Annotated in this window: 15 protein-coding genes; 6 read left to right on the top strand and 9 right to left on the bottom strand. The window is 58.0% G+C overall.

The window, feature by feature from the left end; genetic code table 11:
- Positions 1 to 23 precede the first annotated feature (23 nt).
- From ACO6TI_RS31295 to ACO6TI_RS31275, 5 genes are all read right to left on the bottom strand, one after another.
- A complete protein-coding gene (locus tag ACO6TI_RS31295; RefSeq protein WP_281932066.1) occupies positions 24 to 731 on the bottom strand; it encodes a response regulator in 708 nt (235 codons plus the stop codon).
- A gap of 5 nt (positions 732 to 736) precedes the next feature.
- Positions 737 to 4,189: a PAS-domain containing protein gene (locus ACO6TI_RS31290; RefSeq protein WP_422384056.1), complete on the bottom strand. Its 3,453-nt coding sequence runs from the start codon at positions 4,187 to 4,189 to the stop codon at positions 737 to 739.
- A gap of 139 nt (positions 4,190 to 4,328) precedes the next feature.
- A complete protein-coding gene (locus tag ACO6TI_RS31285; protein ID WP_055113294.1) occupies positions 4,329 to 5,633 on the bottom strand; it encodes a TRAP transporter large permease in 1,305 nt (434 codons plus the stop codon).
- Entirely contained in the window at positions 5,630 to 6,124 is a 495-nt protein-coding gene (locus ACO6TI_RS31280) for a TRAP transporter small permease (protein ID WP_196916311.1), read from the bottom strand. Before ACO6TI_RS31280 ends, ACO6TI_RS31285 begins: the two co-directional genes overlap by 4 nt.
- 3 nt (positions 6,125 to 6,127) lie before the next feature.
- Positions 6,128 to 7,144, bottom strand: coding sequence for a TRAP transporter substrate-binding protein (locus tag ACO6TI_RS31275; RefSeq protein ID WP_055113290.1), 1,017 nt, complete (start codon positions 7,142 to 7,144; stop codon positions 6,128 to 6,130).
- Positions 7,145 to 7,261: 117 nt separating this feature from the next.
- Between ACO6TI_RS31275 and ACO6TI_RS31270 the strand changes: the two genes are divergently transcribed.
- Both ACO6TI_RS31270 and ACO6TI_RS31265 read left to right on the top strand, forming a co-directional pair.
- Positions 7,262 to 7,708 (top strand): MarR family winged helix-turn-helix transcriptional regulator, encoded by a 447-nt coding sequence (locus tag ACO6TI_RS31270; RefSeq protein WP_055113288.1) that lies wholly within the window; start codon positions 7,262 to 7,264, stop codon positions 7,706 to 7,708.
- Positions 7,709 to 7,731: 23 nt separating this feature from the next.
- The gene (locus ACO6TI_RS31265; protein WP_422384055.1) at positions 7,732 to 10,944 is read left to right on the top strand and encodes a 2Fe-2S iron-sulfur cluster-binding protein; all 3,213 of its coding nucleotides are present in this window, start codon (positions 7,732 to 7,734) and stop codon (positions 10,942 to 10,944) included.
- Positions 10,945 to 11,126: 182 nt separating this feature from the next.
- Here ACO6TI_RS31265 and ACO6TI_RS31260 read toward each other — a convergent pair whose 3' ends face one another.
- Both ACO6TI_RS31260 and ACO6TI_RS31255 read right to left on the bottom strand, forming a co-directional pair.
- Positions 11,127 to 11,651: a hypothetical protein gene (locus ACO6TI_RS31260; protein ID WP_196879525.1), complete on the bottom strand. Its 525-nt coding sequence runs from the start codon at positions 11,649 to 11,651 to the stop codon at positions 11,127 to 11,129.
- A 271-nt stretch (positions 11,652 to 11,922) separates the two neighbouring features.
- Positions 11,923 to 12,117 (bottom strand): hypothetical protein, encoded by a 195-nt coding sequence (locus ACO6TI_RS31255; RefSeq protein ID WP_104700989.1) that lies wholly within the window; start codon positions 12,115 to 12,117, stop codon positions 11,923 to 11,925.
- A 117-nt stretch (positions 12,118 to 12,234) separates the two neighbouring features.
- Here ACO6TI_RS31255 and ACO6TI_RS31250 point away from each other — a divergent pair, with 117 nt between their 5' ends.
- The 4 genes from ACO6TI_RS31250 (at position 12,235) to ACO6TI_RS31235 (ending at position 15,466) form a co-directional block, all read left to right on the top strand.
- Positions 12,235 to 13,080, top strand: coding sequence for a LysR family transcriptional regulator (locus ACO6TI_RS31250; RefSeq protein WP_197000412.1), 846 nt, complete (start codon positions 12,235 to 12,237; stop codon positions 13,078 to 13,080).
- Positions 13,081 to 13,163: 83 nt separating this feature from the next.
- Positions 13,164 to 13,436 (top strand): 2Fe-2S iron-sulfur cluster-binding protein, encoded by a 273-nt coding sequence (locus ACO6TI_RS31245; protein ID WP_422384054.1) that lies wholly within the window; start codon positions 13,164 to 13,166, stop codon positions 13,434 to 13,436.
- A gap of 414 nt (positions 13,437 to 13,850) precedes the next feature.
- On the top strand, positions 13,851 to 14,567 hold the full coding sequence (locus ACO6TI_RS31240; RefSeq protein WP_422384053.1) for a hypothetical protein: 717 nt from the start codon (positions 13,851 to 13,853) through the stop codon (positions 14,565 to 14,567).
- 71 nt (positions 14,568 to 14,638) lie between these two features.
- The gene (locus ACO6TI_RS31235; protein ID WP_422384052.1) at positions 14,639 to 15,466 is read left to right on the top strand and encodes a hypothetical protein; all 828 of its coding nucleotides are present in this window, start codon (positions 14,639 to 14,641) and stop codon (positions 15,464 to 15,466) included.
- Positions 15,467 to 15,821: 355 nt separating this feature from the next.
- On the opposite strand, the gene ACO6TI_RS31230 is transcribed toward ACO6TI_RS31235, so the two are convergent.
- Complete coding sequence (locus ACO6TI_RS31230) at positions 15,822 to 18,494, bottom strand: DUF6493 family protein (protein ID WP_422384051.1); 2,673 nt, start codon at positions 18,492 to 18,494, stop codon at positions 15,822 to 15,824.
- Positions 18,491 to 19,831 (bottom strand): SWIM zinc finger family protein, encoded by a 1,341-nt coding sequence (locus ACO6TI_RS31225; protein ID WP_055113274.1) that lies wholly within the window; start codon positions 19,829 to 19,831, stop codon positions 18,491 to 18,493. Before ACO6TI_RS31225 ends, ACO6TI_RS31230 begins: the two co-directional genes overlap by 4 nt.
- Positions 19,832 to 19,992 lie beyond the last annotated feature (161 nt).

Here is a 19,992-nt window from a genome sequence, read left to right as displayed (position 1 = left end):
CACGCACGACACCCGTGCAGGGTCTAGTCGAAGACGTATCCGATACCACGCACGGTCCGGATGGTTTCGGGCTTGGTTGGATTGTTCTCGATTTTCCTTCTCAATCTGGAAATTCTCAGGTCGATCGAACGGTCAAAAGGTTCCCAACCCTTGTCGTGGGCCTGTTCAAGAAGCTGATCGCGGTTGAGAACACGGCCGCGGTTTTCCACAAATACCCTTAGCAGGCTGAATTCCATCGCGGTCAACGGGATTTCATCGCCGCCCTTGTCGAACAGTCTCGCTCCGTCAAGGTCGAGCCGGCATGGCCCAAAAACAACTGTTCCGCGGACCTTGTCCTTTTGCTCTATCTCCGCATGTACCAGGTTCTGGCGGCGCAGGGTTGCCTTGATACGGGCCTCCAGTTCGCGCAAGTCAACCGGTTTTCCGACGTAATCATCGGCACCCATTTCAAGACCTATGACACGGTCGATCACTTCGCTTGCCGCCGTCAGCATGATGACCGGGATCTCGGAAGAAGACCTGAGCTCCCTGAGCGCCGTCAGTCCGTCCGTACCGGGCATGTTAATATCCAGAACAATCAAATCGGGTGTCCTGCTTTCAAGCAAGGAATTCATATCCGACGCACTGGCGGCCTCCAGAATGCCATACCCCCGTTCGCTCAGATATTCGGCTACCATTTCCCTGAGATGAGGTTCGTCGTCACAGACGAGTATCAGTCTGTTGTCCGTGATTGCATTCATGGCTGGTTCTCCCGGGCACCAAGCTGCCTGACCAGGGCCTCCAGCTCGGTTCTGGAAATCGGTTTTTCAATGTGGGGACGTTCGCTTTCGGTCAGAAAATGCGTCACCGCCTTACCCATCGAGTCTCCCGTCACGAATCCAATACGATCCATGTATCCGGGCATGCTTTTTTGCAGGGCTGCGTAAAATTCCTCGCCGTTCATGCCCGGCATCTTGAAATCGCTGACAATGATATCGAAAGCATTGTCGGAGAGAAGTGAAAGAGCTTCTCTTGCACCTGGCGCCAACGTGGTCTCGCATCCCATTTCCGTCAGAAGATCGGTGATCAACTCACCGACATCGGGTTCGTCGTCGATGACAAGAACACGCTGCTTTACCAAAGTCTCGGCTGGTGCGTCCGTCATCGGCCGTTGCGTCGTATCGGGTCTTTTGGCGCGCAGGCGGACGAAAAAACTGGTCCCGATATCGGGGTCGGAAGCAACTTCGAGAACCCCGTCATGCGTGTCGATAATGCGATGAGAAAAAGCCAGACCCACACCTGTCCCTTCTCCTACATCCTTGGTCGTAAAGAACGGTTCGAATATGCGCGCCTGAAGTTCCTTCGCAATACCGGGACCGTTGTCCCTTACTTCGATCACCGAATGATCGTTGTCGACGTCGTGGAAGGAACGGAGCACAAGCACACCGTTTTCTCCCAGCGGGGTCAACACGTGTTCCGCATTCACGATGAGATTGGTGAAAACCTGAACCAGCTGATCACCGTCACCTGCGACTGGAGGAAGAGCTTCATCGAAATCCGTCACGACCTGAACACCGTTGGCACGCAGCCCATAGCCGCCAATCTCCTGTGCGATCGAGACAATGTCGTTGAGCGAACATTGCTCTATCCTGGCCGGTTTCTGCCGTGCCATTGCAAGGAAGGTCTTTACGATCCTCGCGCTTCGGTCTGCAGCTTGCGCAATTCTGTCGACCCGCTTGGAAAGAACCGGATCGTCCAGCTTGCCTTCCAGCATCTGTGCGTAGCCGACAACGATGGACAGCGGATTGTTGAGTTCGTGGGCAACCCCGGCGAGAAGTTCCCCCAGGGCTGACAGTTTTTCATTCTGATGAGAGATTTCGCGTTGTTTTTCCAGTTCTTCCTGCATTGCAAGCTGATCGGAAATATCCCGCGTCGAGGACACGATCACGTCCTCGCCCTTGTAGTCGGTTATCCGCGCCGCTGTCAGGCCCTGCATGATCGAGCCGTCCGCGCGGCGGAACTGGACCCGGTAGTCATCCAGTGATCCCGTCGGCAACAGGGCTTCGAGGTATTTTTCACGATCTTCAGGGTGCATAAAGAAGCTCAAGGTCGATTTGATCTTGCCGAAGCGCTCGCGCGAGGCAGGCGGGCAATAAATGATCTTGCCGTCTTCCACGCGCGAAACGAGAAAGTTTGCGGGGCAGGCTTCCACGATCGTGCGCAGCAGGAGGTCAGCCTCCCGCTGTTCTTCTTCGGCTCTTCGCTGTTCGGTAATGTCGGTGAATGAGAGAAGGTAGCAGTCAAGCTCCGTCTGGTGCGCAGAGGCAAGCAATATTGTGCCGTCGGCGAGTTTGACCGTCTCGTTTTTCCGGTAGGTGCCAACGAGCCCTGTCAACCGGTCAATATAGTCCTTTTTGGCGATCCCCTCCGGTATCAGCATGACACCGGCGTCGAACAAGCGGTTCAGAAGAGAGACCAGATTTTCATTTCCATCAGGTGGTGGTTCGTCATTGAAATAGAGGTCGAAATACTTTCGGTTGCCCATGACGAAATTCAGATCGGTGTCGAACAGCGCCAGCCCCTCATCGAGCGACTCGATGGCATCGTTGAGCACTTCGAGGCTTCGTGTTTCCGCCCTTTTCAGGGCCGTGACATCGGTGACAACGACAACCCTTCCGTCATTTTCGGTGAAAGCGCGCTCGACAACATAGTGCCGCCCGTCCTTGAAAGTGACCTCCATCGGCATCAGCGTTGCACGCTGCAGCGTGACCGCCTGCCTGAAAGCCTCGGCGGCATTGTCTCCAACGGGTATGCCCTTGATCGTGGCGATCTGTGGTGCCAGAAGCGCAATTCGTTCGACATCGGAGTATTCCAGGATCTCCTTCGATGTCAGATTGAAGGGTCCTGCGAATGCGTCATTGCAATGGGTGAACTGCCCCTCGGGGCCTTCGATTGCGACCCCTACCGGAAGACGCGCGACAGCGTCTGTGAACAGGCGTTCGGCGCGGGCCTGTTCCGTTATGTCCTCGATCGTAAAAAGCCGGCCCTGCAAGGCAGTTTCGTAGACATTGCCAACAAGTGAACTGCCGTGGTTGTTGGGTATCTGGAAGCCTTTGGCTGCGTCCCGGATTAGCTGATCCAGATCATCGAGCAGCGCGTCCGGCGCAGCGCCGGGTGGAAGCGGGAACAATCCGGTTCTGATGGCTTCGGCATGTATTTCGCGCATGGTTCTTCCAGCCGTCAGCAGATTGCCGTTCGGGTCGCCAAGTTGGCGAAACTTCCGGTTGGCGAAAACAAGCCGATCATCATCACCAACCAGCGCGATGCCGAAATCAACACCTTCGATGGCGTCGTTGAGCAATTGCCGTGCGCGGGCCTGGGTTGTTCTTTGTTCCGTGATATCGCGTGCTGTTGCGACAATGCCGCCATCCCTGAGACGGGCGAGCGTGATCTCCCGCTGGGTTCCATCAGCCACTTCAACTTCGATCTTGAGATTTCCACTCCCTTCAAGGTCTCGAAGTATACCGGCGATGCCACCGTCGGGACCCCTGGTGATCGAGATCTGCCCGCTGGCGACAGCTTCGCCGACAATGACCTGCATGGGGACGCCAGGAACCAGAAGACAGCTGTGCGGCCCCAGCATTTCGGCATAGCGGCTGTTGGCAAAGACCAGCCGCTGGTCCTGATCATAAAGAACAATACCTTCATCGAGAGCCTCTACCGCATCTCTCAGTTGCGCGTTTGCACGATCCCGTTCGCCGTGTTCGGGCGGCGCGACCTTCCGTTGCGTGGTGACATCAAGGGCAGATACAAGAAAGCCACCTGTTTCGGTGAGACTTCCCGTGAGAGACACGATGCGGCCATCGTCGCGCTTCACCTCCACCTCTCTGGTACCGTCACGCAGAATGTCGACAACGGCTGTGCTCAAGGCGGAGATGTCGGTCTCTTCCGGAAATACAAAACAGCCGCTATTGAAACTTTTCAGAAAGAGATTTTCAGCGCTTTCGCCGGCTTCAGGAGCAGGTGCGTCCACTGCGCATGCGAGATTGCGATAGGTGTGGTTGCACATCCGGAGCCGGAAGGATGAATCAAAGAGGGCAAAGCCTTCCCGCAGTGCACCGGCAGCTTCTCTCAGCAGCGCCAGTTCCGCCGCGTCCTGTTCTGCATCGGCACTTCGGCTGGCAGCGCTTCCCTCGACCGTTCGCAACATCAGTTCCCACTCTGTCCTGCCTGCCGGTACCGATATCGCAAATGTGGCAAACCGGCCAAACCCGAATACAGCGCCAGCTTATCAGTTGGGCATTGCCGAATGTATCAATTGTATCAACCGATCCGGAAGCGTCTCTGGGTTAGTTGAACATGGCGTTCGGTATGAGAAGGGCGATGTCGGGAAAGGCCACGATGAGGGCCAGGGTCGCGATCATCGCGAGCCAGAACGGCATGATACCGGCAAAAATAGTCTCGATAGGAACGTCGGGTACCACGCTTTTGACGATGAAGACATTGACGCCGACGGGCGGGGAGATCAGGCCCATCTCCAGTACGATCACCATGACGACACCCAGCCAGATCGGGTCGAAGCCGAGGCCGACGATCAGGGGAAAAACAATCGGCAAGGTGATGACCAGAAGAGAAAGCCCTTCGATGAACATTCCCAGAATGACGTAACCGAGAAGGATGAGAAAGAGCGTGCCGTAGGGGCCGAGCGCCAATCCGGTCATGCTGTCGGCGATTGTCGCGGGCAGATGGGACAGTGCCACGAAGGGCGCAAATACATTGGCACCGATGAGGATAAAAAAGGCCATCCCCGTTGTTTTCAGCGTTTCCGCGCTGATTTGATAAAGTTCCGGCAGCGTGCATTTGCGTCGGACAATCAACATGACCAGGGCGAAGAAGGCACCAACCCCCGCCGCTTCGACCGGCGTGAAGAATCCGGTGTAGATGCCACCGATGGTGATCAGGATAATCACGCCGATCCCGGTCGCCCGGAGCAGGCTCGCGAGTTTTTCGCGAATGCCGAATTCCGGGCCGCGCGGAGCTTCATCCGGCCGCAGAAAGGTGACGAGGGCAATCGCCATGAGAAACATCGACGTCAGGAGCAATCCGGGCAGAACCCCGGCCATGAACAGGCGGCCGATCGACTGCTCCGTCAATATGGCGTAGATCACGAAGCCGGTGGAGGGGGGAATAAGGATACCGAGTGTTCCGCCCGCCGCGATGGACCCTGTTGCGAGCCTGGCGCCGTAGTTGAACCGTCGCATTTCCGGATATGCGACCTTTCCCATCGTCACGGCAGAAGCGATGGACGAGCCTGACAGGGCGGCAAACCCGGCACAGCCCATGATCGTCGCGGCGGCCAGTCCGCCTTTCATGTGGCCGATCACCTTGTGGGCGGCCTCGAATAGATCCCGGCTGAGACCGGCGGACGACGCAAGATTTCCCATCAGGATGAACAAGGGAATGATCGTCAGTTCATAGACGGTCACCGTCGCAAAGACCTGGCCGCTCAGCGTGAAGGCGGCGGCTGTGAAGCCTGACAGAAGGACTGTTCCCGCAAAGCCGACGACGAGGAGTGAAATGGCAACGGGCGTGCCGAGTGCCAGCAGCAGGAAAAGCGCTGCGAAACCGAGAACGCCGTAAATTTCGGGGCTCATTTGGTTATTCTCTCCAGCAACAGCACCAGGGCGGACAGGCCACAGCCGATCGCAACCGCGTAGTAGGACGGCGCAAAGGGGAGCTGCAGCAAAAGGGTCGTTTCCCCGAATGTCGCAGCTTCCAGTGCATTGAAGAAGGACCGCCAGGCAAGATAGGCGAGCATTGCAATTCCGAGGATTGTCGTTGACCAGTCGAGAAGGCTTTGCACGGGCGCAGGAAAGCGGCGCAATAGCGTATCGATGGCGATCAGGCGGCCGGAGAGCACGCACAGAGGGAAACTGATCGCGATGGCAAAGGACAGCAGGATCTGCGCATAGTCGTTCGCGCCGAAAATGGGCTTGTTGAAGAACGACCTGAGCAGGGCATCGGAGACGGACAGTCCCATGAGCGCGAAGACGATCGCTGCCCCTGAAACCACCAGCAGTATTTCCAGCCGCTTGAACCAGCCCGCAGGGTGCGGACCGGCCTCTTCAGGGGACGGTGAACCCATGGTTTACTGACCGCCGAGGGCTTTGACGATTGCGTGCGCGTCACTGCCGGACTGTTTGCCCTTCTCGTCGATGACCGCGGTGAGCGCAGGCCCCATCTTGCTGCGGAACTCGGCTTCTGCGTCCGGAGTGATCTCGATCAGTTCCAGGCCGGTGTCGGCCGCCAGTTTCAAGCCGGCCTGACCGGCCTCGTAAAAGGCCTTGGCACCGCGCAGGCTGATTTCCCGGCCAGTCAGCTCGGTCAGCCTGGCCTTGTTCTCATCGCTCAGGCCATCCCAGCTGGACTTGTTCATCAGCAGATAGAAACTGTCGAGTGCCGAGGGAATGTTGGTAGTCACATACTTGCCGGTTTCGTTGAGCTTGTAGGACCGGATGCCGGACGGCCCGATCATGACGGCATCGATGACGCCGGTGTTCATGGCGTTATAGACGTCGGGAACCGGCATGGAAACGGGAATGCCACCCCAGGCCTCGACAAGCGCGGCCATGACCGGGTTGGGCGTGCGGATCTTCATGCCTTCCATATCCGCCAGCGTGTGGACCGGTTTGTCGCGGGTGATCAGGACGGAGGGATTGTTTGCCCAAAGGCCGAGCAGCTTGGCCTGTGCGAACTCGTCCTCGATCAGGCCGATATTGTCCCAAAGGGCGTTGGTCGCTTCCGTGCCGTTGGCAAAGAGGCCCGGAATGTGAACGAGGCCGGTTTTCGTGAACTGTCTGGGCGTGTATTCGGGAATGCCGAAGACGATGTCGGCAACACCCGTCACAACGCGTTTATACTGCTGTACCGGACCCTTGCCCAACTCGCCCGACGGGTAGATACGCATGGTGACTTCGCCATTTGTAGCGGCATCGATTTCCTCCGCGAGAGGGGTCATCACGCCCCGGTCCATCGGATGCATGGACGGCATGAAGTGGGCAATCTTGAGTTCGTCCGCCAGGGCGGACTGCATGCCCATCAAAACGACTGCCGACGCGATCGCAGCCGACAGTTTCGACCGCAGCCCAAGAGCATTCACGTTCATTGTTTCTCCCTCCCGAAACTGATAACTCAGTTAATTAACTTGAATAATTATCATTGTTAACTGCATAAGAGGATATGGTGGATACCAAGTCAACCCGGTTCGTCGGCGAGGAGTGGAATGGCTGAGGAATACACGCTGCACAACCGGATCGGGTTCAAGGTGACACGCCTTGCAAGGATCATGGAAGCGCGGTTGGAAAAGCAGTTGTCGGAACATGGCATCACGCGGCTGATGTGGTGCGTTCTGCGTGGCGTCGGCATGGAAAACGTCACAACGCCGTCCGGACTGGCCGACTACATCTGCATTACCCGCCCTGCCGTTTCCCGGTTGCTGAAAACCATGGAGGAACGCGGTCTTCTTGCGCGCACCGGAATGGACGACAAGCGGTTTACCGAGGTGGCGCTGACGAAGCTGGGCGAGGAGAAGACGAGGGCCTGCCATGTTCTGGTGCGCGAGCTGAACGATCACTTTGCCGGCAAACTGGATCCTGGAATTTATGAAACCTTCATGACCGCGATCGACGAACTGACACAGGACGAACAGGTTCAGCTGATGCGTCTTTGAGGCTGAACGAGGGGACGGGCACATTGAAATTCTTTTCCGACAAGACAAGGCCGGTTCATCTCGGTCCGTTTCCGATGGAACGCCTCGCCAGGGCGACCGGTTTGCCCGACCTCGAAGACGTGCCGGCCTTCACCCGGATGCCCTTTCAACTCAAGGAAGATCCTGAAAACATCATCAACGCGATGAGCGAGGGGCAGGCGATGCTTGACGCCATCCGTGACGGCATCGTCAACAAGGCGCGGGCCGACGTGCCATCGGACCCGGAAGAGCGCAGCAACCATCTGAAATCCTTCGGCTATTTCTCTGATGCCTCAATGATGGGAAGCTGCGCTTTCGGTCCGCAGATGACCCTCGAAGCGCCGTTCCGCAATCCGGATATCGACAAGCTGGCGGAAAAGCTGCGCACCTCGCAGACCAAGACGCTTGCCTCGGGCATCGACATGATCATGGCGGATCTGCGAGATGCCATGAATGCGCCGCCAAGGGGTGTTTCGACCCACAAGCACGCCCTGGTTATCGCGATCCAGACACCACGGGAAATACGGCCAGGTGAACCAGGCGAAGCCTGGCTCAAGGGGGCAGGGACGCATCGCTCGGCGTTGCGCGCGATGGAAATCGCCGTAGTGCTTGCACAGTATATCCGCCTGCTCGGCTATGAGGCCTGCGCACACGGGCACTCGTCTTCCGATGCCGATCTCAACCGGCTCGCCGTTGCCTGCGGTCTGGCGACCGTCGAGGATGGCCATCTGCGCAATCCCTATCTCGGCTCCGGCTTCGCCCTTGCCGCCGTAACAACTGACTTCGAGTTCGCCCATGACAGGCCGCTGCTGCCGCTGGCCGAGCAGCCGAGGGGCAGGACCCACGGGCTTGCCTGGCAATTCGGCTACCGCACGGCCAAAAGCGCCGGAAACCTCGACCCATACGCAAAGCGCCGCTTTGTCGACGGTCCGCATCCGTTTGAAAAGCTGAAGCGGGTCGACACGCCGACCACCTATTTTGACGAGGAACGCATCGCCCGGGTGCCCAAGCGCACGGACATGTTCGCCCGTTCCCAGTTCGGCGACATGGGCAAGAAGAACCAGCAGGCGGCGACCAACGGCCACTATGCCCGCAAGTCGGCGCCCTCCATGGCGCAGAGACGAGCGCTCGGCGCCTTCGTGCTGTTGCAGGACGGTGATCCGGTGCCGGAAAAGGCCAGTTCGACTTCCGAGCCGGAGCGTAACGCCGAAAATCTCAAGGCGATGTGCTATTTCCTCGGCATCGATGCCGCGGGTGTCTCCAGGTGTCCGGACTGGGCCTGGTATTCGCACGACGCGACCGGTGCGCCGCTTGACCCACCGCATGACCAGGCGATCTCGATGGTCGTCGACCAGGGCTACGAGACGATGGAAGGCGCCTCGGGTGACGACTGGATCGCGGTGTCGCAGTCGATGCGGGCCTATTTGCGCTTTTCGGTCCTCGGCAGTGTTGTTGCCAAACAGATCCGCAATCTCGGCTACCGGGCAAAGGCCCATACGGTCCTGGACGGCGAGGTGCTGCAGCCGCCGCTGCTTCTGCTTTCCGGCCTCGGCGAAGTCAGCCGGATCGGCGAGGTTATCCTCAATCCCTTTCTCGGACCGCGGCTGAAGTCCGGCGTCGTGACGACGACCATGCCGGTGGCCCATGAAAAGCCGATCTCATTCGGTTTGCAGGCATTTTGCGAGAACTGCAACAAATGTGCGCGCGAATGTCCGGCCGGAGCAATCACCGCAGGGCCGAAGCTGATGTTCAACGGCTACGAGATCTGGAAGTCCGACAGCCAGAAATGCACCACCTACCGCATTACCAACGAAAGCGGAGCGATGTGCGGCCGTTGCATGAAGACCTGCCCGTGGAACCTGGAAGGCCTGTTCTCCGAAGCGCTGTTCCGGTGGGCCGCGATGAACCTTCCGGGCGCAGCACCGGCGCTGGCAAAGCTTGACGACATGGTCGGCAATGGCGAGCGCAACCCGGTCAAGAAATGGTGGTGGGACATCGAGCTTGACGAAGACGGCGCCTATCGCGCGGCGAAGCAACCGGTGAACCGGCGCGACCTGCAGAAGGATCTCGATCTCAAATACGAGGATCAGACCCTCGCCGTCTATCCCGCCAATCTTGCCCCGCATCCCTGGCCGTTTCCGTTTCCGATGGACCGGGAAAAGGGCATCGAGGCCTACCAGGCCCTGATCACGGCGGAGCAGTACAAGGCACGGCTTGAGAAAGGCGAGACCGACGGTCTTGCCCATGAATATTCGATTGCCGGTGATGCGCCGGTGATCCGGGTCGAGATCGTCAAGGCCGAGCAGATGACAGGCGGTGTGACCAAGTACGAGTTCGCGTCGCTTGACGGCGCGCCGCTGCCGGAATGGCAGGCGGGCGCCCATCTCGACATTGTCGTGGCGCCGGAATTCCTGCGCCAGTATTCGCTTTCAGGTGATCCGGCAGATCGGAGCAAATACCAGATCGCGGTGCTGAAGGAAGACGAAGGCAGAGGCGGCTCGAAGCTGCTCCACCGGATTTTCACCGAAGGCCGCAAGATCTTCATTTCCAAGCCGATCAACCACTTTCCACTGCAGGACGCCGCAAAGACCTTCCTGATGGGCGGCGGCATCGGCGTTACCCCCATGATCGCGATGGCGCACGAACTTCATGCCAAGGGCGCCGACTTCGAGCTGCATTATTCCTGCAGCAGGAAAGACGATGCCGGGTTTCTGGAGGACTTTGGCGACTTCCCCTGGAAGGACAAGGTCAGCTTCTATTTCAGTGACCAGGGCACGCGGGCCGATCTCGACAAGGTTCTTGGCCCATACCAGACGAGTAGCCACGTCTATGCCTGCGGCCCGGACCGCTATATGACCTCCGTGATGGAAGCCGCCGAACGCGCCGGATTTACAGATGACGAACGTCATGTTGAATATTTCAACGTGCCGGAAGTCCCCGACTACGTGAACCACCCATTCACGCTCAAACTCGCCAGCTCGGGCCGCGAGCTGGAAATCCCGGCCGACAAGTCGGCGACGGATGTTCTGAATGAAAACGGTATCCCCATCGACATCAAATGCTCCGACGGCATCTGCGGCGTCTGCAAATGCGGACTGGTGTCAGGGGAAGTCGAGCACCGGGACTTCGTACTGTCGAAGAAGCAGCGGGAAGAGGCGGTTATTCTTTGCCAATCCCGGGCAGCGGAAGCCGGGGGTGTGGTGGAGGTGGATTTGTAAGGGGGAGGCTTTGCGTCCTCAGATGGGTCACCATGACTTCCAGGTCTCGGCAGTGAACACTATATCGGCAGCAGCAACAATCGATCACAATTCGGCCGCGGCTGAAACAGGAACCGATCCCGCCGGTGAGGCTCAATCTCGCCGGCGGTGATTTCGGATAGTCTTGGTAATGCTGGCCGAAGTCACAGTCTGGAAAATGAGCTTCGCTCGCAAACGCGCATTTCAGCTTCGACCATTTTCTTGATCTTGTCCTGGAGCCCGGCAACGCCTTTGAAGGGGTTCATGTTGACCTTGCCAACCATAACGTTGAAGGCCTGCTCCTTCAGGAGCCGGTTGAAACTGGCCTGATAGGAACAGTCCGGTGCTTCGAGGCCGACGGGTGCCACTGTAACGGTCGTGACGTGCTGCCTCTTTTCGCGTGCGGCTTTGTTGACAGCCAGCGCCGCGGCTGAGTTCAATCCATGAAGATCCTTCAACGGCGTATAAAAAATCCCTTCGAAAGCTGAATTCATCGAGAGTGCGCGCCCGCATTTCATCTCGATATCGGAGTATTGCATCTGGATACCGGATTTCCTTATCTGCTTGAGCATCTGACCGCCCGCAGACTGAAGGACAACTAAAACCACGCCCGGATAGTCCTGGTTATGGTAAAGTTGAATCCACTCGGCCCTAGTGTCATGCTTCTTGGCAAATACTTTCCATGACATGAACGTTGTCTCCATCTTGATAGCTTTTATCGTCTGATGCTTGATGGATGCAGTGACACCGTTTTTTGTCCGTCACAAATGACCGCTCACGCGATCATGGAACGTTAAAAATGCGCCAAATCAGGAGTGTCGGCAGGTGCAGACTATTCCGGGACAGCTGTCGGCGATCCCGCCTGCCGCATGTGTTCTGCACCAACGCGGCGCGCTGGAAACTCAGTTGGCCATAGGATCCTCTGTGAACAAGGCCCGTCTGGTTGGGCAAAGCAGTGGTTCAAAATTCGTCTGGAAAGATCGACATCAGCATCAGGGCGCCGTATTCGCTCCCGCAAGCACCTGATGTGATCATTTCGCCAAAAATCCTGCGCCGTTCGGCGGCGTCCATTTGGGTGGTTTCGTCAGCCTTCTGTTGGCCCTTCCAAAAGAACCGGCTGAGAAACGAAAGCGGAGAAAGGGGCAAAACAGTCATCTTCGGCTCCAAAAATATGTCAGAAGCAAAATACGCCGGAAGAAAGTTCCGCTGGTATCCGCCACGGCACCGTGCTGTTATGCAAAAATGCAGAGCCGGTTCAGAGATTGGGGAGACGTGCGCGTATTCCTCGCTGTCATGCGTGAGGGATCGACCCTTGCCGCTTCGCGGCATCTGGGCCTCAACCAGACCACTGTCGCGCGGCGCATCGACGTTCTTGAACACATCTTTGACGAGACGCTCTTTGACAGGTCCACGCGCGGTGCAGAACCGACGGAGCGTGCGACCACCTTGTTACCCTATGCCGAAAGCCTCGAGCAGGCAGCTCTTGCGTTTGAGGCGGAAGCCCTGAAGGGCAGGGCCAGCGCACCGATCCGCATCACCGCGTTTGAAGACGAGACCTTCGGAAACATAGGCGCCGTGGTCGCCGAGTTTGTTGAAGAGAACCCCGGTATCAGTTTTGAGTTCGTGTTCTCGGAACGGCATTTGGACATGATGAAGGCAGAGGCTGATGTTGCCCTGCGTATGGCCCCGGCGATCTCCGATGGCAGACTGGTCGCCCGGAAGGTCGGTCAAACCCAATGGACCTATTATGCGTCCGGAGCCTATGCCGCCAAACATGCTCTTCCGGTAGAATATTGCGATGATATGGAAGACCATACGGTCCATCTTTTGAACCATGTTAAAAGCAAACGGCATAACCTTGTTCGGTGTGCGACATCGAACGACATATTGATAGCGCTCCAGACCGGACAGGGCATCGGCCCGTTGCCGGTGACTGTCGGAGATGCCAACCCGAATCTGGTCCGCTGCTTTGACCCGCCCGATCACGCCAACCTGCCGATCTGGCTGATCACCTCTCCAACTGCGCTCAAGCGCCCGGACGTCCGCCGCTTCACCACCTTCGCCGCCCCCCGGCTGGTCCGCAACCTCAAAAATTCGAACCGAGTCTCGGATCAGTAGAGCTTTTTGCCGCCGAGTGTGCCGCGTTCCACTAGGCAGAACGCCACCTTGACCGTTTCAAGGCGCCGGAGGGGCCTGGCGACGTGAACCACCCTTTCACGCGCAATCTCGTCCGCTCCGGCCGCGAGCTGGAATTCCCTGCCGACAAGTTGGCGACAGATGTTCTGATTGAAAGCGCCATCCCCATCGACATCAAATGCTCCGGCGGCATCTGCGGCGCCTGCAAATGCAGGCCGGTGTCAGGCGAGGTCGAGCACAGGGACTTGGTGCTGTCGAAGATGCAGCGGGAAGAGGCGGATATTCTTTGCCAATCCCGGGCAGCAGAAGCCGGGGGTGTGGTGGAGGTGGATTTGTAAGGGGTTTTCAGGCGTCCGGCTTGCGTTGCCTAAATTGTCGATCTCGAACTTAAGAAATCGTCTTTTACCGACAGTGATTTTACTTGATACGCTAGGTAAATTTTTTTCAGATCCCCTAGAGGTTGGTCTTGCATTGTCGGTCAAGTCGATCCACCATGCAGAGAAGTTACTTGTCATGCAGTGTCCCGTGGTGCGCCAATTCTTGTGCGCAGCGAAGCATAATATGCTTCTCAAAAGTATTGAATGCATTGAAAGCACGATAGACGATTTGGAACTTGACCTATGCCAACTGTCTTCGCCCCGCGTATACCCATGTTCGGCTTCGATGCCTCAGCATCACCCAAGTGGCAAATGGTCCCGAGGGGGTGGGAGCGTACGCTTGTGGTGCGGGGGGCGAGAGCCCTGATTCCTGACTTGATCCCCAACGACATTGCCAAAATCACCTATAGCCGTGTCGGCGCTGATCATCATTTGACAATCAAAGGACTTAAGGCCGGCAAGGGGTTTATTCGTTTTGTGCCAAACGCTGGATTTACAGGCCCCGTCCTCAACAGCGACATACTCGAAATCTCGGTCAAGACCGAAGTCAAGATCAATACGGCATTCCACTATGTCAAAGACAACGCCGGCCACAAGACAAACCGCAACATAGGCGACCTCAACGCCCTGATACGGGGCGTCAATCGTTTGCTGGACACCCAGGCCAACGTGCGGATGTACAGAAAGAGTGCGCGCTCTATAACGGTTCCACAGAACCTGGGCGCAACTGTGCGGTTTTCCAGTCACCTGCCGGGCGTGGCAGCCGCTGAACATGAATGGGACGACGTCACGAACTTCGCTGACGCTGCCGCTGACTTCAATGTCTTCTTCGTATGGCAATATGAGCAGGATGCGACACCTGCGGTCAACAACACCCGTGCCGGAACTTTGGCGGGCGAAAAAAACTGCCTGATGCAAGACGTCATCACTGGTTCATCTCATGCTGAAACCCTGGCGCACGAGACCATTCACCTGCGTGGGATCGGTCCGCACAGCGGTACTGCAACGCACCTGATCGCAAGTGGAGCGGTGCGAACGGGGCAGCTCATTTCGCGCGCTCAGGCCAACACTATCAATCCGTCGGGTACATAATGGCTCGACACCGCAACCTGGCCAGAAACACCGCATGGGCGTTTCTGTTCACTTGGCTTGCAGGAAGCACCATGGCAGACGACATGAACCTTGAGGCAGTTATCGAAACCGCGTTGGCCGGAGGTTCCTCGAAGGCCCTGGTAGAGGCAGGTCCGGCTGCCGTTGCGCTGCTGGCCGCACGCTTGGCCGCGGCGGAGACCACTGACGCGAAATCGAACCTGGTGGATCTGTTGGCTGCCGTTGGCGGTGCAGAGGCACTGGCGCCCGTGTTACCTTATGTCGGCGCCCCGGACCCGGATCTGCGAGCCCGCGCCAGCGCTGCTGCGCTCAAATTCGTGTTGGCCCATGGCCCACCAGCCGACCCCGTCGCCACGCAGCTGCGAACCACGGTGATCGCGGCTCTCGCGGCACCGGATGCTGAAGGGGGCGTATTGCTCCTGGGGGCATTGGTACCCAGATCGGAGGCCGTGCTCTCGGCTCACCTTTCCGGCACCCGCCTGGTCAAGGCACAACCACAGGAGCCGACTGTCCCGGCAGCCTTGGCAGCACGGCTGGCGCTATCGGCATTGGGTGACGGGCAAGCGCGGACCAGTCTACTGACACAAATCCCCCAGGCCGACCCTGACAGCCTCGTATTCATGCTCAAGGCCTTACCATTGATTGATGCGCCTGAGGTCCTGCATGCCCTGTCCGCCTCCGCATTGGCCTCGGACGCTCCTGTCGGAGATGGGCGCCCCAGCGGACTCACACCTGCCCGGGAGGTTGCCGACGTCGCGGTCGAGGCGTTTGTAGCCCGGTTGAGCCTCACTCCCAGCTTCGCGATCAAGCCGGGAGCCATCTATACGGCGGAACAACGGGCCGAAACCGCCAGGCTTATCGCCGGGTCCATCCCAAACTAGTTCGTATCGTTTCTGATTGGGTCGGCGGATCTCTTGAGCGTTGGTCGAAGTGAGCTCAAGGCGGGCCTACGTTGCAATCTATCCAAATAACCGCTTCGCGCTCCAAATTCGGACGTTCGATGCATCCGTGTGTTTCACCGATAAGAGACAATGTTTCAGTCGATACAGGAAGCTCGTCCCGAATGTAGATGACGGGCGGAATTGAAAGAACTCCTTGACTGCCGGGAAATACACTGTCGGACTCAACCGGTCCTCGATGAATGCAGTGTCAAGGCGTAATCCATTCCGTTCTTATGAAGGCACAAGTCTTCCTGCTGGTGCGAGCAAAAAACAATTTCGTCACGTTTACGCACAATCAGGCCGCTTGCCGCGTCATCGACCGCAGCTTGTCGGAGAATTTGGCAACCTTGCCGCCGCCGGGAAGGGACTTGAGGCAGGCCAGCGTTTCGGCGCGCTCTGGTCTGGTTCCGGCCTCTACATGCAGCTCATACAATAGTTCCAGCATGCCGCCCAGATCGCGTGGACATTGCTCCGGTTCAAAATCAAGGAGCAAGCCGATCACCTCGCATACAAGCCGGGAAGCGCCTGCCTCAGCCATCGCGGTGAACCCTTTGGTCCAGCGCGCAGTCGGCAAAGACCCCGACAGCATGAAGGTTTTGACGGCATCGGCAAAGACATTTGCTGACAACCGGCCGTCTGCCAGGACGGTTACTGCGGCTTCCGCGGCTAGAGACGAAACGGACTTGTCTTCGACCGCCAGATAATAGGCCAGCACGCCAGCCGCCAGATAGCTAACGTCAAATCCTGGACGAAAGAACGGTTCGAGATAACCACGCGTGTGGTTGTCGGTCAGCTTTTGCCAGACATCTTGATGAAGCAGCGCCTGACGGAAGAATGTGTCAGACGCCGCAGGCAGGCTGAGCGATGCCCACGAAACATCCGCAAATGTGCGGCCGCAATGGAGAACCGGGAAATAGCGCCGCCCTACCGAACAGGTTGGCGTCGCAGGTAAAACGATGCTTTCGCCGTTGATCTCGGGTTCAATCGGAACAGTGACCTTGACCCAGAAGTATTCGCCGCCGCGACTTTCCTCCCGAACGACATTCAGCTTTGTTCTTGCCGGAACGCCGCAGTCCGGCATCTGCGTTCCGAAAAGAGATACAATGCGCTGATCTTCCTTGTTGGGCCGCCTGGCCCGCCATGCCGCTGCCCAAAGTTCCGGGGTTGGCCCGATGTCCACATCGCGGCCCATCGCGTAGGCGAACGCACGCTCCGCCTCTGAGGATTGTGGCAGATCCTCAACGCAATCCCGTGCGTTTCCAGCCAGACGCAGAAGCGCCAATGACAGGTCGGCAACTCCCGGGGTTGCTCCGGCATCACGGTAATCTGCGAGCCGGCCAGCCAAATCCCAGGCAGCGACTGTGCCCGAACTGTCGCTCGGCAGGGATAGGATCGGCAGCGAGGTTCCCGACAAGATCCTCTCAACCATTTCGCCGTTTCGCGCCAGATGCAGGCTTTGCAGCGAGCTTTCTTCGATCGGCCGACGGTAGTCGCCTTCGGTCTCTTGTCTCAGACCCGCGATAGACGTGCCTTCGCACAGCGCGCGGCCCGTAAGTGAGAGGACGGCGCGGATGTCGGCATCGCCAGGGTTCTTGCAGACCTGTCCGGCGCGTTTCTTGAGAGGGGAAAGGCGCGCCCCATCGTTTTTCAGTTCGACGCCAAACCGCGAAATGCCATCAACAGCGCGCTCGACCTCGAAAGGATCGCGCGGCGATTCAAGAACCGTCAGAAACAGGGCAAGTGCATCTTGCGCACCAGCGACCGGCTTCAGTTGCGTTGCCGTTGGAATATTTGCTGGCAACATCGGTTTCGGGGCAGCCTGTTGTACAGCAGTCCCAGCCATCAAGGCGATACGCGTGCGCAGTGACGGGGCAACCATATCGACATAGTCCGCCAACGACGCGCGGACGTGTTCAGAATTGTCCTGATCCAGTTTGTCGACAAGGTCCAGTGCTTTGCCCTGGACGGCGGGGTCTTCAGACACCAGAGACAGTGTCGCAGCGTGCGCGGCGTCGGTCCTGATAGCCTTGTCTCGCTTCGCCGTCCGCTCGACAAGCTTCAAGGCGGCAAGAGCAGGTCCTTTCGCGCGGGCTTGAAGCGCCGGTTCAAGGCTTGCAAGCAATCTGGCAGGTTCGACAGGGGAACTCCTGTCCAATGCCTGGACATATTTCAGAGCGAAGGAAACAGTCGGCGGTACGGAAGATGACAGCAATCCCAAATAGCGTTCGGTGCGCGCGGCGATTTCGTCCGCGGTCGGTGCGAGAGCAGTATGGAAGCGCGAATACCAGCCAGCCCGGTACTGTCCGAAATCTCGCTCAAGAGCATCAAGAGACGCGTCGAGGAGCCTTTGTCGGTCGAGCCGTCCTTCTTCGGCATAGTTGATCAGCCGGGTAGACCAAGTCTCCATTCCGGGTTTGACGAACTTGTCGTGATTGGCGAGGCTTAACTCCCCGGCACCCTCGACTTCAAAAAAGCGCCAGACGTCTTTGGAGAGCAGGAGCTCTTCGTCGACGCCCCGACGCGCATGCCAGAGCCCGTAGTATCCATGAATGATCCCGTCACTTTCCGGCCGTTGCGCCAAGCCACTTTGCCAGAGCGGCGCAATGGATCCGATCGCATTGGGATTGTCTTCGACCAGATAGTCCACCAGATCCTGGGCCCAATTCAGCTCCAGGGCCCGAAAAACGTCTTCGATTGGCACGGATGCAGGCGTTGGTACATAACCAAGCTTTTTGAGCTCAGACAGTGTCGCCGTCGCAAAGAGACCGATGATGACCGCATCCTGGTCGTGCGGTCTGATGCCCTTGGTCTTGTCCTGCTGAAACGCGAACAACACCCGATCATTGTAAAGTCTGGCCACCGCTTTTGCATGCTTGCGACGCTCTGCCGGTGCAATAGCAGCCAGGGCTTCAAGCGCTGCGCGCGCTTTTTTCCTGGATATGATCGAAATCAGATTGTCTTCGCTCACGCTTGCTTCTCCAATTGCATTTCGACCGCCAGAACATGCTTGCAAGGCCCCCTTTTGCGGCCATGTTTGGCAAACCAAGGACACGTGCAGCGCCATCCCTCATCGCTCTGATTGACGCTGTGAACGATGCCCTGGCTTGTGACGTCAGCGCCAGCCGTCGTCAGCTTCACGGCCCCGTCGTCAAGCAGCTCGATTGCGGCCTTCAGGCGCGGGTTGAGATCGTCGAGTTGTTCCAGGTCGAAGGGAAGAACGCGGTGGAAATATCCGTTGCGGCTGAGGTCAAAACCAACGAGGCCTCTGGCCGCGAGCTCGGCCAATGCGCTCTCAACCATCTGGGGCGTGTGTCCGGTTGCCGTCGCCAGGGAACTGACATCGATCTGATCCTGCCAATTGAGCTGTGCGCGTAATGCTGAGACTGCATCCGCACCTGACTTTGCCATGCCGGACAAGGTACCACCGTCACCAGAAAATCCGCGCCAGGGGTCTGCGTTCAGAACCAGCCAGAAGCGCTGAACGCCAAAATCAAGAGCCCACGCACTCGCGCCCGTCGCATCGGATGCGAACACCTCCAGCCCCTCGGACCGACCGACCAGCGGTTCCAGGACGCGCAGCCTGTGACTGCCCCGTAACGGGATTGAACCGTCATTTGGACGAGCCGACAGCTGCGCCGCACCTCCACGGACGGAAACAAACTGAACCTGATCATTTTTGCCGCGCGGCAACGCCCGCAAAAACCGTTGTGCCGCAACCCGAGGCAAACGGAAAGTTGGCCGCATGTTCGCCATGACGACCTGTACCTCGGCAAATCCCTTTATCCAGCGGGACGGCAACGGCACTTTCTTTTCAACGATCGTCCGGTTGTTCCGGGTAATACCGACGGCGTTTTCCTCGATGCTGAGTCTCAGCTCCGCGTTGGCGCCGACATTGGCAAGTGCCCCGCGAAGCTCCTGCCCAAAATCGACATTCGTGGTCCCGTTCCGCCGAAAAGAAACGTCAAGTGCTCCTTCGTTCAGGTCCATTCGGGCATATGCGCTGCAGCAGCTGGAGAACCCTTCGAATCTCACCGCTCCCGGACTGACTGTCGCGACCGGATCAGCCTCGCGCAGGGTCTTCGCCAGCATCGTAGGGGGAACGTAATAGCGTGCGGCCACCACCTCCGAGACCGCCCGAAGTCCTTTTGCGGAGATGTCGGGTATGAGCGCGCGTGCTTCCAAAAAACGTTTGAATCCATCGAACGCGGTCGTGCTGTCGCTGGTGAGAGACAGCCGGCTTGCGTCAGTACCTGTCAGATATGCGGAGGCGCGCGCGTAACGATAGGTTCTGTCAATGGCGGACAAAGCTGGGAAATCCTCGTCAGACTCAGAAACAATGTCTCCCCTTTTTCGGTGTTTCCGATTAAATTGAAGTGAAGCTGAAATTTACAATTGTCTTGAGTTTTCTTGCCTGAACGAGCGGAATTGAAGACGTCCGGTCGCCAGATTCTCTCCGGCCCAGACCG

The sequence above is a fragment of the Roseibium album genome (assembly GCF_965233825.1).
GTDB classification, from domain to species: domain Bacteria; phylum Pseudomonadota; class Alphaproteobacteria; order Rhizobiales; family Stappiaceae; genus Roseibium; species Roseibium album.
The sequence above is the reverse complement of the archived record's forward strand: the minus strand, read 5'-3'. Positions and strand labels throughout refer to the sequence as shown.

Bases quoted from the DNA above. Each gene is read 5' to 3' on its own strand.
- ACO6TI_RS31280 (WP_196916311.1), bottom strand. From the start codon at position 6,124: ATGGGTTCACCGTCCCCTGAAGAGGCCGGTCCGCACCCTGCGGGCTGG.
- ACO6TI_RS31255 (WP_104700989.1), bottom strand. From the start codon at position 12,117: ATGACTGTTTTGCCCCTTTCTCCGCTTTCGTTTCTCAGCCGGTTCTTT.
- ACO6TI_RS31275 (WP_055113290.1), bottom strand. From the start codon at position 7,144: ATGAACGTGAATGCTCTTGGGCTGCGGTCGAAACTGTCGGCTGCGATC.
- ACO6TI_RS31260 (WP_196879525.1), bottom strand. From the start codon at position 11,651: ATGTCATGGAAAGTATTTGCCAAGAAGCATGACACTAGGGCCGAGTGG.
- ACO6TI_RS31235 (WP_422384052.1), top strand. From the start codon at position 14,639: ATGGCAGACGACATGAACCTTGAGGCAGTTATCGAAACCGCGTTGGCC.
- ACO6TI_RS31290 (WP_422384056.1), bottom strand. From the start codon at position 4,189: ATGTTGCGAACGGTCGAGGGAAGCGCTGCCAGCCGAAGTGCCGATGCA.
- ACO6TI_RS31285 (WP_055113294.1), bottom strand. From the start codon at position 5,633: ATGAGCCCCGAAATTTACGGCGTTCTCGGTTTCGCAGCGCTTTTCCTG.
- ACO6TI_RS31270 (WP_055113288.1), top strand. From the start codon at position 7,262: ATGGCTGAGGAATACACGCTGCACAACCGGATCGGGTTCAAGGTGACA.